Source organism: Streptomyces sp. UW30, from assembly GCF_008042075.1.
In the GTDB taxonomy this organism is placed as follows: Bacteria; Actinomycetota; Actinomycetes; order Streptomycetales; family Streptomycetaceae; genus Streptomyces.
In genome coordinates this window covers 140,264-153,277 of record NZ_RDBN01000021.1, presented here as the reverse complement: position 1 = coordinate 153,277, position 13,014 = coordinate 140,264, and the positions used below count along the sequence as shown (strand labels likewise).

General features: G+C 70.2%; 10 protein-coding genes. 7 read left to right on the top strand and 3 right to left on the bottom strand.

Annotated elements, in window-relative coordinates; all coding sequences use genetic code 11:
- The first annotated feature begins 41 nt into the window (after positions 1 to 41).
- The 6 genes from EAO75_RS10985 to EAO75_RS47185 all read left to right on the top strand — a co-directional run bounded on the left by EAO75_RS10985 (position 42) and on the right by EAO75_RS47185 (position 8,581).
- Positions 42 to 2,651: a bifunctional SulP family inorganic anion transporter/carbonic anhydrase gene (locus EAO75_RS10985; RefSeq protein WP_147994870.1), complete on the top strand. Its 2,610-nt coding sequence runs from the start codon at positions 42 to 44 to the stop codon at positions 2,649 to 2,651.
- A gap of 277 nt (positions 2,652 to 2,928) precedes the next feature.
- A complete protein-coding gene (gene acs, locus EAO75_RS10980) occupies positions 2,929 to 4,887 on the top strand; it encodes an acetate--CoA ligase (protein ID WP_147994869.1) in 1,959 nt (652 codons plus the stop codon).
- 226 nt (positions 4,888 to 5,113) lie between these two features.
- Complete coding sequence (gene nhaA / locus EAO75_RS10975; protein WP_147994868.1) at positions 5,114 to 6,553, top strand: Na+/H+ antiporter NhaA; 1,440 nt, start codon at positions 5,114 to 5,116, stop codon at positions 6,551 to 6,553.
- Positions 6,554 to 6,631: 78 nt separating this feature from the next.
- Positions 6,632 to 7,129, top strand: coding sequence for a phage holin family protein (locus EAO75_RS10970; protein WP_147994867.1), 498 nt, complete (start codon positions 6,632 to 6,634; stop codon positions 7,127 to 7,129).
- Positions 7,126 to 8,076, top strand: a complete 951-nt coding sequence (locus tag EAO75_RS10965; RefSeq protein ID WP_147994866.1) for an alpha/beta fold hydrolase — start codon at positions 7,126 to 7,128, stop codon at positions 8,074 to 8,076. The genes EAO75_RS10970 and EAO75_RS10965 overlap by 4 nt, the downstream gene beginning before the upstream one ends.
- 322 nt (positions 8,077 to 8,398) lie before the next feature.
- Positions 8,399 to 8,581, top strand: coding sequence for a hypothetical protein (locus EAO75_RS47185; RefSeq protein WP_147994865.1), 183 nt, complete (start codon positions 8,399 to 8,401; stop codon positions 8,579 to 8,581).
- Between the two features lie 53 nt (positions 8,582 to 8,634).
- Here the strand turns inward: EAO75_RS47185 and EAO75_RS10955 are convergent, their stop codons facing one another.
- The 3 genes from EAO75_RS10955 to nth form a co-directional block, all read right to left on the bottom strand.
- Positions 8,635 to 9,834 (bottom strand): MarP family serine protease, encoded by a 1,200-nt coding sequence (locus EAO75_RS10955; protein ID WP_147994864.1) that lies wholly within the window; start codon positions 9,832 to 9,834, stop codon positions 8,635 to 8,637.
- Positions 9,835 to 9,954: 120 nt separating this feature from the next.
- Positions 9,955 to 10,650 (bottom strand): NUDIX hydrolase, encoded by a 696-nt coding sequence (locus tag EAO75_RS10950; protein ID WP_147994863.1) that lies wholly within the window; start codon positions 10,648 to 10,650, stop codon positions 9,955 to 9,957.
- A gap of 151 nt (positions 10,651 to 10,801) precedes the next feature.
- Positions 10,802 to 11,941, bottom strand: coding sequence for an endonuclease III (gene nth, locus EAO75_RS10945; protein ID WP_410092228.1), 1,140 nt, complete (start codon positions 11,939 to 11,941; stop codon positions 10,802 to 10,804).
- 249 nt (positions 11,942 to 12,190) lie between these two features.
- On the opposite strand from nth, the gene EAO75_RS10940 reads away from it, so the two are divergent.
- Positions 12,191 to 12,865, top strand: a complete 675-nt coding sequence (locus tag EAO75_RS10940; RefSeq protein WP_030046018.1) for a Crp/Fnr family transcriptional regulator — start codon at positions 12,191 to 12,193, stop codon at positions 12,863 to 12,865.
- Positions 12,866 to 13,014 lie beyond the last annotated feature (149 nt).

Sequence of the window (13,014 nt, the reverse complement as noted above, 5' to 3'; positions counted from 1 at the left end):
GCCAGATCCGCGACCGCGCTGCCCCGGAGGAGACGGGAAAAATGTCAGCCTGCGTCCCCACCCGCGCCGACGAGCCACGTCGAGAAGAGCACAGCCACGAAGCACACAGCCCGCCTCCGACCCGGCGCCGCCGCCCGCACATCGCGGGTGCCGACCTGTCGGCCTCGATCGCGGTCTTCCTGATCGCACTCCCCCTGTCCCTCGGCATCGCCCTCGCCACCGGCGCGCCCCTGCAGGCCGGCCTCGTCGCCGCCGCCGTCGGAGGGCTCGTCGCCGGACGGCTCGGTGGTTCCCCGCTCCAGGTCAGCGGCCCCGCCGCCGGACTCACGGTGGTCACCGCCGAGCTCATCCACCGATACGGATGGCGTACGACCTGCGCCATCACGGTCCTCGCCGGCCTCGCCCAACTCGGCCTCGGCCTGCTGCGCGTGGCGCGCTCCGCGCTCGCCGTCAGCCCCGCCATCGTGCACGGCATGCTTGCCGGCATCGGCGTCACCATCGCCGTCGCCCAGCTGCACATCGTCCTCGGCGGCATCCCGCACAGCTCGGTCCTCGACAACATGCGTGAGCTGCCCGCCCAGTTGGCCGGTGTGCATCCCGCCGCCCTGTCGGTGAGCGTGCTGACCCTCGCCGTGCTGGTCACCTGGCCCAGAATTCCCGGCCGGGCCGGACGGCTCCTGCGCAAGGTGCCGACCCCGCTCGTCGCCGTCGCCGTCGCCACCACGACCGCCTCGCTCACCGGCCTGCGCCTGCCCAAGGTCGACCTGCCGTCCTGGAGCAGCCACGCACTGGCCGCACTTCCCGACGGCCCGGTGCTCGGCCTTGTCGCCGCCGTGCTCACCGTCACTCTGGTGTGCAGCGTGCAGTCGCTGCTCGGCGCGGTCGCCGTGGACAAGCTGGTCGCCGGCCGACCGGCGCAGTCCGCCCGTGTCGGACGCTCCCACCTGGACCGCGAGCTGCTCGGCCAGGGCGCCGCCAATGTCGTCTCCGGCGCCCTCGGCGGACTGCCCATCGCCGGCGTGGCCGTGCGCAGTTCCGCGAATGTGCAAGCCGGTGCCGTCAGCCGGAACTCCACGATGTTGCACGGCGTTCTCGTAGTAGTCGCCGCGCTGCTGATGGTCCCGATCCTGGAGCTCATCCCGCTCGCCTCGCTCGCCGCCCTGGTGATGGCCGTCGGCATCCAGATGGTGTCCCTGCACCACATCCGCACGGTGACCCGCCACCGAGAGGTGCTGGTGTACGCCGTCACCACCCTCGGCGTCGTGCTCTTCGGCGTCCTGGAGGGCGTGGCCCTGGGCATCGCCATGGCCGTCGGCGTCGCCCTGCACCGCCTCACCCGCACCCGGATCACCCATGACGAGACGGAAGGAGTCCATCACGTACATGTAAGAGGGCAGTTGACGTTCCTCGCGGTGCCGCGGCTCAGCCGGGCCCTGCATCTCGTACCCCAAGGCGCCCACGCCGTGGTGGAGTTGGACGGGTCGTTCATGGACCACGCGGCGTACGAGTCATTGCAGGACTGGCAGAACACGCACACCGTGCACGGCGGCACCGTCGAGCTGGTCGGCCGCAGGTCCGGAGTCCGCATCGGCGAGCCGACGGGACCGGCCGGTCTCCAGGCCACCGGGATCGTCGCGGACGAGTCGGCCGACTGCCGCTGCCACCCCTGGACGGCCTGGCGCAACCACCAGTGCGAGCTCCCGGAGGCCGCCCTGTCCCGCGACGGGCAGCCCGGGGAGGCTCAGGCGACCGGGAGCGACGACAGCGACGGATCCACGGCGCCCTCCGACACGGACGCCCACGGCGGCACCCGCGACACCGGCGACACGGTCGGCGGGCCCGGCGATGCCGGCGGCACAGACGGCCTCACCCACCCCGGCCACCCCCACGACAGCCCTGCCGACGTGGGCGAAGACAGAGGCACAGGTACAGGTACAGGGACCGTCACCGGCACCGGCACCAGCCCCGATGCCAGCCGCCCCAGTGCCCGGCAACTGGCCCGCGGCATCAGCGCGTTCCAGCGCAACACCGCACCCCTGGTGCGGGGAGAGCTGGCGCGGCTGGCGCGTGAGGGGCAGCAGCCCTCGCAGTTGTTCCTCACCTGCGCGGACTCACGAGTGGTCACATCGATGATCACCTCCAGTGGTCCCGGCGACCTGTTCGTGGTGCGCAACGTGGGCAACCTCGTGCCGCTGCCCGGCCGGGAGAGCGGGGACGACTCGGTGGCGGCCGCGATCGAGTACGCGGTGGACGTGCTCCAGGTGCGGTCGATCACGGTGTGCGGGCACTCCGGGTGCGGGGCCATGCAGACGCTGCTCACCTCCGAGCCCGGCGCCTCGCAGACCCCGCTCAGGCGGTGGCTGCGCCACGGGCGGCCGAGTCTGGAGCGGATGTCCGACAAGAGCCGGCCCTGGGCCAGGCTCGCCGCGCGGGCACCGGCCGACGCGGTCGAACAGCTCTGCCTGACCAACGTGGTCCAGCAATTGGAGCATCTGCGCGCGCACGAGTCGGTGGCCCGGGCCCTGCGGGCGGGAGCGCTGGAGTTGCACGGGATGTACTTCCACGTGGGCGAGGCACAGGCGTATCTGCTCGCCGAGGGACACGGGGACAAGGTGTTCGATCACGTGGGCGTGGCGGATCTGTCGGCCTGATGCAGGCAGGCGTGCGCGGCCCCGATCGATGCGGGGCCGCGCTTTCCGTGGGGCCCGCGTTTCGCCTGCGCTCGACCGGGATGTGACAGGGATTACAGACCTGAACCGCCCCTGTCCGGCGTCCGTGGGAACGGGTGACCCAAGCGCCGACAGCTGCTCGGGCCCTCACCCCACTGACAGGTCTAAACCAATTTTCCGGCGACCCTTGTCATCGGACCCCCGGGTCTGATGAGCTGTGGCCTGGGACACAACGGACACCCTGGGAAAGGGAGATGTCGTGAGCAACGAAAGCCTGGCCAACCTGCTGAAGGAAGAGCGCAGGTTCGCACCCCCCGCCGACCTGGCCGCAGGCGCCAACGTCACGGCGGAGGCGTATGAACAGGCCAAGGCTGACAGGCTCGGCTTCTGGGCCGAGCAGGCCCGCCGGCTGACCTGGGCCAAGGAGCCGACCGAGACGCTGGACTGGTCGAACCCGCCGTTCGCGAAGTGGTTCAAGGACGGCGAGCTCAACGTCGCGTACAACTGCGTGGACCGGCATGTGGAGGCCGGGCTCGGTGACCGGGTCGCCATCCACTTCGAGGGCGAGCCCGGCGACAGCCGCGCCCTCACCTACGCCGAGCTCAAGGACGAGGTCTCCAAGGCGGCCAACGCCCTGCTGGAGCTGGGCGTCCAGAAGGGCGACCGGGTCGCCGTCTACATGCCGATGATCCCGGAGACGGCGGTCGCGATGCTGGCCTGCGCCCGGATCGGCGCGGCGCACTCCGTCGTCTTCGGCGGGTTCTCGGCCGACGCGCTGGCCACCCGTATCCAGGACGCGGACGCCAAGGTCGTCATCACCTCCGACGGCGGCTACCGGCGCGGCAAGCCGTCCGCGCTCAAGCCGGCCGTCGACGAGGCGATCGGCAAGGTCGACAACGTCGAGCACGTGCTCGTCGTGCGGCGCACCGGCCAGGACGTCGCCTGGGACGACACCCGTGACGTGTGGTGGCACGAGATCGTCGAGCGGCAGTCCGCCGAGCACACCCCCGAGGCCTTCAACGCCGAGCAGCCGCTGTTCATCCTCTACACGTCCGGTACGACGGGTAAGCCGAAGGGCATCCTGCACACCTCCGGCGGCTACCTCACGCAGGCGGCGTACACGCACCACGCGGTCTTCGACCTCAAGCCGGAGACGGACGTGTACTGGTGCACCGCCGACGTCGGCTGGGTCACCGGCCACTCGTACATCGTGTACGGGCCGCTGGCGAACGGCGCGACGCAGGTGATGTACGAGGGCACCCCGGACACCCCGCACCAGGGCCGTTTCTGGGAGATCGTGCAGAAGTACGGGGTGACGATCCTGTACACGGCGCCGACGGCGATCCGTACGTTCATGAAGTGGGGCGACGACATCCCCGCGAAGTTCGACCTCAGCAGCCTGCGGGTGCTGGGTTCCGTGGGTGAGCCGATCAACCCCGAGGCGTGGATCTGGTACCGCAAGCACATCGGCGCGGACCGGACCCCGATCGTCGACACCTGGTGGCAGACCGAGACCGGCGCGATGATGATCTCGCCGCTGCCGGGCGTCACCGAGACCAAGCCCGGTTCGGCGCAGACCCCGCTGCCCGGCATCTCCGCGACCGTCGTGGACGACGAGGCGAACGAGGTGCCCAACGGCGGTGGCGGCTACCTGGTACTGACCGAGCCGTGGCCGTCGATGCTGCGCACCATCTGGGGCGACGACCAGCGGTTCCTCGACACGTACTGGTCGCGCTTCGAGGGCAAGTACTTCGCCGGTGACGGGGCGAAGAAGGACGACGACGGGGACATCTGGCTGCTCGGCCGGGTGGACGACGTCATGCTCGTGTCGGGGCACAACATCTCCACCACGGAGGTCGAGTCCGCCCTGGTCTCGCACCCGTCCGTCGCCGAGGCGGCCGTCGTGGGCGCCGCCGACGAGACGACCGGGCAGGCGATCGTCGCCTTCGTCATCCTGCGCGGGACGGCGAACGCCGAGGACGAGGGCCTGGTCAACGACCTGCGCAACCACGTCGGCACCACCCTCGGCCCGATCGCCAAGCCGAAGCGTGTCCTGCCGGTGGCCGAGCTGCCGAAGACCCGCTCCGGCAAGATCATGCGCCGACTGCTGCGCGACGTCGCCGAGAACCGCCAGCTCGGTGATGTGACGACGCTGACCGACTCGACCGTCATGGACCTCATCCAGGCGAAGCTCCCGGCGGCGCCCAGCGAGGACTGAGCCTGCGGAAATCCGCGGAAATCCGCTGAAGGGCCGCCCCGCGCAGCACGCGCCGGGCGGCCCTTTTCTGCCTAACGTGAGACGTACCGGACACCTTCCGTCGCCCCTTAGGCAAAGTAAACAAAGCCACCTTAGGTAAGCTAATAAAAAAGACGTCAACCTCAGGTGCGCCGGGAAGTCTGGTCGGCAAGTGCTCCGTCCTGCCCACCGACCGGAGGTCTCCCCTGTGACCGCGCCCCGCACCCCCGCTCCCGTCCGCAAGGTCTTCGGACGGCTCTCGCTCCCCGAGCGGACCTTCATCGCGGACGCGCTGCGCACCGAGACCGTCGGCGGTGTCCTGCTGCTCCTCGCCGCGATCGCTGCGCTGATCTGGGCGAACGTACCCGCACTGGCCGACAGCTACGAGACCGTCGGCCACTTCCACCTGGGCCCCGCGGCCCTCGGCCTGGACCTGTCCGTCGAGCACTGGGCCGCCGACGGACTGCTCGCGATCTTCTTCTTCGTCGCCGGGATCGAGCTCAAGCGGGAGCTGGTCGCCGGCGATCTCAAGGACCCGAAGGCGGCCGTGCTGCCGGTCGTCGCCGCGCTGTGCGGGATGGCGGTGCCCGCGCTCGTCTACACGCTGACCAATGTCACCGGCGGCGGCGCGATGGACGGCTGGGCGGTCCCGACCGCCACCGACATCGCCTTCGCGCTCGCCGTGCTCGCCGTCATCGGCACCTCGCTGCCGAGCGCTCTGCGCGCGTTCCTGCTCACGCTCGCCGTCGTCGACGACCTGTTCGCGATCATCATCATCGCGATCTTCTTCACCGACCGGATCAGCTTCGCCGCCCTCGGCGGCGCCGTCGTCGGGCTGGGCGTCTTCTGGCTGCTGCTACGCAAGGGCGTACGCGGGTGGTACGTGTACGTCCCGCTCGCCCTCGTGATCTGGGGGCTGATGTACAACAGCGGCGTCCACGCCACCATCGCGGGCGTCGCGATGGGTCTGATGCTGCGCTGCACCCGGCACGAAGACGAGCAGCACTCCCCCGGCGAGCACATCGAGCACCTCGTCCGCCCCCTGTCGGCGGGGCTCGCCGTCCCGGTGTTCGCGCTGTTCAGCGCCGGTGTGGTGATCTCCGGCGGCGCGCTCGGCGCTGTGTTCACCCAGCCGGAGACGCTGGGCGTGGTCCTGGGGCTGGTGGTCGGCAAGACGATCGGGATCTTCGGCGGTACGTGGCTGACGGCACGTTTCACCAGGGCCTCGCTCAGCGACGACCTGGAGTGGGCGGACGTGTTCGCCGTCGCGACCCTGGCCGGCATCGGCTTCACCGTCTCGCTGCTCATCGGCGAGCTCGCCTTCGCGGGCGACGCCACGCTGACCGACGAGATCAAGGCCGCCGTACTGCTCGGGTCCCTCATCGCGGCGATCCTGGCGACGGTGCTGCTGAAGATACGTAACGCCAAGTACCGCAGGATGGTCGAGGCCGAGGAGCGCGACGAGGACGCGGACGGCATTCCGGACATCTACGAGCAGGACGAGCCGGAGTACCACCTGCGCATGGCCGCCATCCACGAGCGCAAGGCCGTCGAGCACCGCCGGATCGCCGAGGAGAAGATCGCCGCACGCCACGCGCTTGCCGAAGTGACGGGCAGGGCAGGCGAGGAGGACCACCGTCGGGCATGATCTGACGGGACGGTACAAAAGACGGAACCGTACGCAGTCAGGCAGAAGACGGATCCGTACACGACGAGGGAGACCGCGATGAGCGCACCCGACGGCAGCCCGGTCGGCGCCGAACGCAGCATCGGCCAGCTGTTCGCCTCGGCCACGACCGAGATGTCGGCGCTGGTGCATGACGAGATCGCACTGGCGAAAGCGCAGCTCAAGCAGGACGTCAAGCGCGGCGCGACAAGCGGCGGCGCGTTCACGGCGGCGGGCGCCGTGCTGGTGTTCTCGCTGCCGATGCTGAACTTCGCCCTCGCGTACGGCATTCGGACCTGGAGCGACTGGAACCTCGCGATCTGCTTCGTGCTCTCCTTCGCGGCGAACGTCCTCGTCGCGGGTCTCCTCGCACTGATCGGCGTCGTCTTCGCGAAGAAGGCCAAGAAGAGCAAGAGCCCGCAGAAGGTCGCCGCCTCGATGAAGGAGACCGCGGGCGTCCTGCAGAAGGCCAAGCCGCACCCGCGTCCCGCCGCACAGCCGGAGCTGGAGGACCGGGCGCCCGCGGCCATCGAGGCTGTGGCACGCTCGTCGTCATGACGGATCCCGCCACCCCCTCGGCTCAACCCGCCTCGGTCGTACGACTCGACGTCCTCGGCGGGAAAGAGGTGACGCACCGGGACGTCGCGGCGAACGGCGCGCGCTTCCACATCGCCGAAATGGGCGACGGTCCACTGGTGCTGCTGCTGCACGGCTTCCCGCAGTTCTGGTGGACCTGGCGGCACCAGCTCGTCGCGCTCGCCGACGCGGGTTTCCGGGCGGTGGCGATGGACCTCAGGGGCGTCGGCGGCAGCGACCGCACGCCGCGCGGCTACGACCCGGCCAACCTCGCCCTCGACATCACCGGCGTGATCCGTTCGCTCGGCGAGCCGGACGCCGCGCTGGTCGGCCACGACCTGGGCGGCTACCTGGCGTGGACGGCGGCGGTGATGCGCCCCAAGCTGGTGCGCCGGCTCGCGGTCGCGTCCATGCCGCACCCGCGGCGCTGGCGCTCGGCGATGCTCTCGGACGTCAAGCAGACGAGTGCCAGTTCCTACATCTGGGGGTTTCAGCGGCCCTGGATTCCTGAGCGGCAGCTGACGGCCGACGACGGAGCGCTCGTCGGCCGGCTGATCCGGGACTGGTCCGGCCCGCGGCTGCCGGACGACGACGCGGTGGAGACGTACCGCCGCGCGATCTGTATCCCGTCGACGGCGCACTGCTCGATCGAGCCGTACCGCTGGATGGTGCGCTCGCTGGCCCGCCCCGACGGCATCCAGTTCAACCGCCGTATGAAGCGGCCGGTGCGTGTGCCGACGCTCCATCTGCACGGCTCCCTCGACCCCGTGATGCGCACCCGCAGCGCGGCCGGTTCGGGCGAGTACGTCGAAGCACCGTACCGCTGGCGGCTGTTCGACGGTCTCGGGCACTTCCCGCACGAGGAGGACCCGGTCGCTTTCTCCACCGAGCTCATCAACTGGCTCAAGGATCCCGAGCCCGACCGCTGAAGTGACGTCCCGCCGGACCCTGCCGGGGGTCCGGGGGTCGTCCCCCGGGTAAACACAGCCCGCACGAGGAGGACCCGGTCGCTTTCTCCACCGAGCTCATCAACTGGCTCAAGGATCCCGAACCCGACCGCTGAAGTGACGTCACGCCGGACCCTGCCGGGGGTCCGGCTCAAGGATCCCGGACCCGATCGGTGACCGCACGGACGCGCCCGGTATCCGGAACTGAACACCTGTCCTACGAACAGCCAATTGCCTGGCGCATAGGCCAATTGGGAGCCCTGGGGGCGGTTATCGACCTTGGGGCAGGGGCAGACGTCGGGGTATGGGCTGGACGCACGACTACAGTGACGCAGCACGCAATCGCCGCTCGGCCAGTGGGCTGAGCTCCCACCAGCGGGGCAGCGCCCCGCAAATGCCGGGCGCGGACCTCCGGGTGGGTATTCCGCGCATTCTGCGCCGCCGGGCCCGCTGGGTCTCGGTGCGCCTGCGCCACCCGCGCGGCTGACCGCCGCCACCCTTCACCACGACCGGGCACACCCCTGACCCGGGCTCACGGGCTTACAGCGCGCAGCTGTCGCTGTCCACCTGCTGGTTGGCGGTACGGCCCTTGACGATGTCCTCCTGGATCTCGTCCGCGGTCAGCGCGTAGCCGGTCTGGGCGTCGTCGAGCGACTTGGCGAAGACCACGCCGTACACCTTGCCTTCGGGCGTGAGCAGCGGGCCGCCGGAGTTGCCCTGACGCACCGTCGCGTACAGCGAGTAGACGTCACGGCGCACGGTGCCGCGGTGGTAGATGTCCGGGCCGTTGGCCGGCAGGCGCCCGCGCACGCGCGCGGCACGGACGTCGTACGCGCCGTTCTCCGGGAAGCCCGCGATGATCGCGCTGTCGCCGCTCTCGGCGTCGGTGGCCGTGAACCGCAGAGCGGGCGCGTCCATGTCCGGTACGTCGAGTACGGCGATGTCGCGCTCCCAGTCGTAGAGGACGACCGTCGCGTCGTAGCGTCTGCCCTCGCCGCCTATCTGGACTGTGGGTTCGTCGACGCCGCCGACGACATGCGCGTTGGTCATGACCCGGCGGTCGGCGAAGACGAAGCCGGTGCCCTCCAGGACCTTGCCGCAACTCGTCGCCGTGCCCATGACCTTGACGATGGATCGCTGGGCGCGGGTGGCCACCGGACTGTTGGCCAGGGCCGGGTCGGGCGGCCGGACCTCGTTGATCGGCTCGTTCGAGAACGGGCTGAAGACCTGCGGGAAGCCGTTCTGAGCGAGGACCGAGGAGAAGTCCGCGAACCAGGTGTCCGCTTGGTTGGGCAAGGCCCGCGAGACGCCGAGCAGCACCTTGGAGCTACGGACCTCCTTGCCGAGCGTCGGCAAGGTGGTCCCGGCGAGGGCGGAGCCGATCAGCCAGGCCACCAGCAGCATCGCGACGACATTGACGAGAGCCCCGCCGGTCGCGTCCAGGGCGCGGGCCGGGGACCAAGTGATGTACCGGCGCAGCTTGTTGCCCAGGTGGGTGGTCAGGGCCTGGCCGACCGAGGCGCACACGATCACGACGACGACCGCGACGACGGCGGCGGTGGTGCTCACCTCGGCGTTGTCGGTCAGCGCGTCCCAGATGACCGGGAGGAGGTAGACGGCCACGAGGCCGCCGCCGAGGAAACCGATCACCGACAGGATGCCGACGACGAAGCCCTGGCGGTAGCCCACGATCGCGAACCAGACGGCGGCGACCAGCAACAGGATGTCCAGCACGTTCACCGGTTCGAGCCTCGCCTCGTCACTCTTCGCTCACCACAGGTCGGCCACGGGCCCGGCCCGCCACACAGCGGCTTTCGGACACGACGGCCCCCGGGAAGACACAGCACGGCAGACACCCTGTCATGACCGCCAGTCGAGCGGGACCTGCTTGCCCCGGTCCCAGGGCAGCTCCCAGCCCGAGAAATGGAGCAGACGGTCGATGATCCCGGCCGTGAACCCCCACACGAGCGCCGATTCGACCAGAAATGCCGGACCTCTGTGGCCACTGGGGTGGACGGTGGTGGCGCGGTTGTCCGGATTCGTGAGATCCGCCACGGGGACGGTGAACACGCGGGCCGTCTCGTTCGGATCGACGACGTCGACCGGCGTCGGCTCACGCCACCAGCCCAGCACGGGTGTGACGACGAAGCCGCTGACCGGGATGTACAGCTTCGGCAGGACGCCGAACAGTTGGACGCCGCTCGGATCGAGCCCGGTCTCCTCCTCGGCCTCGCGCAACGCGGCCCGCAGCGGCCCGTCGTCCTGCGGGTCGCCGTCCTCCGGGTCGAGGGCGCCACCGGGGAAGGAGGGCTGGCCGGCATGGGAGCGCAGCGAGCTCGCCCGCTCCATGAGCAGCAGCTCGGGCCCCTGCTCGCCCTCACCGAAGAGGATCAGGACGGCGGACTGGCGCCCCGCGCCGCTCTCCGGCGGCAGGAAGCGGCTCAGCTGCAGCGGCTCGACGGTCTCCACCACCCGCACCATCGGGTCCAGCCAGGCCGGCAGCCCGTCCTTGCTGACCACCACCGGCCCGTCCTGCGTATCGCTCGCCCTCGTCATAGCCACCCCCGTCGTCCTGCCGAGTCCAACGCGTGAGGGCACCTAGATCGTTCCGAGACGTCGCTACGACCGCCGTCCCGCCGCCGGACGGACCGAGCCCCCATGGCCGTACGACGGCCTGCCGGCGCCCCGGCCCTTCCCGCTCGCCCCGTCATCCGGCCCCCAGCGGCGGGGCCGGTTTGCCGCCCGCGTCCAGATAGGACTGCGGCGGCTTCAGCCGCTGCCCCGGGAAGCCGCCCTTCTCGTACTTGAGGAGCTTCTTCGCCTTCTCCGGATCCGTCTCACCCTCGCCGAACGCCGGGCAGAGCGGCGCGATGGGGCAGGCTCCGCAGGCGGGCTTGCGGGCGTGGCAGATGCGCCGGCCGTGCCAGATCACGTGGTGCGAGAGATCGGTCCATTCCCCTTTGGGGAACAGCGCCCCGATCTCGGCCTCGATCTTGTCCGGGTCCGTCTGCTCGGTCCACTGCCAGCGCCGCACCAGCCGCTGGAAGTGGGTGTCGACGGTGATGCCAGGCCGTCCGAAGGCGTTGCCGAGCACGACGAAGGCCGTCTTGCGCCCGACGCCGGGCAGCTTGACCAGGTCTTCGAGCCGGCCCGGGACCTCTCCGCCGTAGTTCTCCACCAGCGCCTTCGACAGGCCCATGACCGACTTGGTCTTGGCCCGGAAGAACCCGGTCGGCCGGAGGATCTCCTCGACCTCCTCGGGGTTGGCGGCGGCCAGATCCTCGGGGGCCGGGTACTTGGCGAAGAGCGCCGGGGTCGTCTGGTTGACGCGCAGGTCGGTGGTCTGGGCGGACAGCACCGTGGCGACCAGCAGCTGGAAGGGGTTGTCGAAGTCCAGCTCGGGGTGGGCGTAAGGGAAGACCTCGGCGAGCTCACGGTTGATACGGCGGGCACGGCGGACAAGGGCGGTGCGGGACTCGGCCGTAGGCGTTTTGGGGGCGACGGTCTTCACCGGGGAGGCGGCCTTGACGACGGCGGTGGCCTTCTCGGGGGCGATGGCGGGCTTCTTTCTGACGGCCTTCTTGGTGGTCACTTTCGCGACAGGGGACTTTGCCGCAGGAGCCACCTTCTTCGCGGGCGCTCCCTTCTTCGCGGGCGCCGCCTTCTTCGCAGCCGTCGGCTTACTCACGGCCGTCGGCTTACTCACGGCCGTCGACCTCTTCACCGCCGACGCCGATTTCCGGCCACTGGCCGCCACCTCACCCGACGCCTTTTTCGCCGCTTTTGCCGTTTTCTTTCCGCCACCGGGGTCCTGTTCGCCCACAGCGGAATCGCGACGTACAACCACCCGCCCAGCCCCCTTGGCCTGTGCTCTCACCGGCGATTTGGACACCCGGCCAGCCTAAAGCCCGGCACTGACATCCGCCCCGGACCCTGAAGATCGGCCCCCAATTGGACCCCTGCCGCTTACCTCGGGACACCTGTGCGGCATCCTTGTGACAGATCACACTGTTTGGACCGTCCGGCAAAATGGGGAGCACGGTCCCCTGGTACGCGGGGGAGCGATCCCCTGAGCAGGTCGACAAGGAGAGAACTCGTGGACGACCCTCTGCGGCGCAATCCGCTCTTCGCGGCTCTCGACGACGAGCAGTCCGCGGAACTGCGCGCCTCCATGAGTGAGGTGACCCTCGCACGTGGCGACTCCCTGTTCCACGAGGGCGACCCGGGCGACCGGCTCTACGTCGTCACCGAGGGCAAGGTCAAGCTTCACCGGACGTCTCCCGACGGCCGCGAGAACATGCTCGCCGTCGTCGGCCCCGGAGAGCTCATCGGCGAGCTGTCCCTCTTCGACCCGGGCCCGCGCACGGCGACCGCCACCGCGCTGACCGAGGTCAAGCTGCTGGGTCTGGGCCACGGTGACCTTCAGCCCTGGCTGAACGCTCGTCCCGAGGTGGCCACCGCGCTGCTGCGCGCCGTCGCTCGTCGGCTGCGCCGTACCAATGACGCGATGTCCGACCTGGTCTTCTCGGACGTGCCCGGGCGTGTGGCTCGCGCGCTGCTCGACCTGTCCCGCCGGTTCGGCGTGCAGTCCGAGGAGGGCATCCATGTCGTCCACGACCTCACGCAGGAGGAGCTGGCCCAGCTGGTCGGTGCGTCGCGTGAGACCGTCAACAAGGCGCTGGCCGACTTCGCCCAGCGTGGGTGGCTTCGGCTGGAGGCCCGTGCGGTGATCTTGCTGGACGTCGAGCGTCTGGCCAAGCGTTCGCGTTAGGTCRMCCCTTACGCCCCCGGGGTCCTGCCTCACGACGAGGCGGGGCCCCGTTTCGGCTTCCCGCGAGGATTCTCGCCCCCGCCGCCCCTACCCGTCCCTCCCCCAAGCTCTCGGCTTCGCTCGAGCAGGGGGGACCCCCATCCAGGGGC

Bases quoted from the DNA above. Each gene is read 5' to 3' on its own strand.
- EAO75_RS10985 (WP_147994870.1), top strand. From the start codon at position 42: ATGTCAGCCTGCGTCCCCACCCGCGCCGACGAGCCACGTCGAGAAGAG.
- EAO75_RS10970 (WP_147994867.1), top strand. From the start codon at position 6,632: ATGAGCGCACCCGACGGCAGCCCGGTCGGCGCCGAACGCAGCATCGGC.
- EAO75_RS10965 (WP_147994866.1), top strand. From the start codon at position 7,126: ATGACGGATCCCGCCACCCCCTCGGCTCAACCCGCCTCGGTCGTACGA.
- EAO75_RS47185 (WP_147994865.1), top strand. From the start codon at position 8,399: ATGGGCTGGACGCACGACTACAGTGACGCAGCACGCAATCGCCGCTCG.
- EAO75_RS10950 (WP_147994863.1), bottom strand. From the start codon at position 10,650: ATGACGAGGGCGAGCGATACGCAGGACGGGCCGGTGGTGGTCAGCAAG.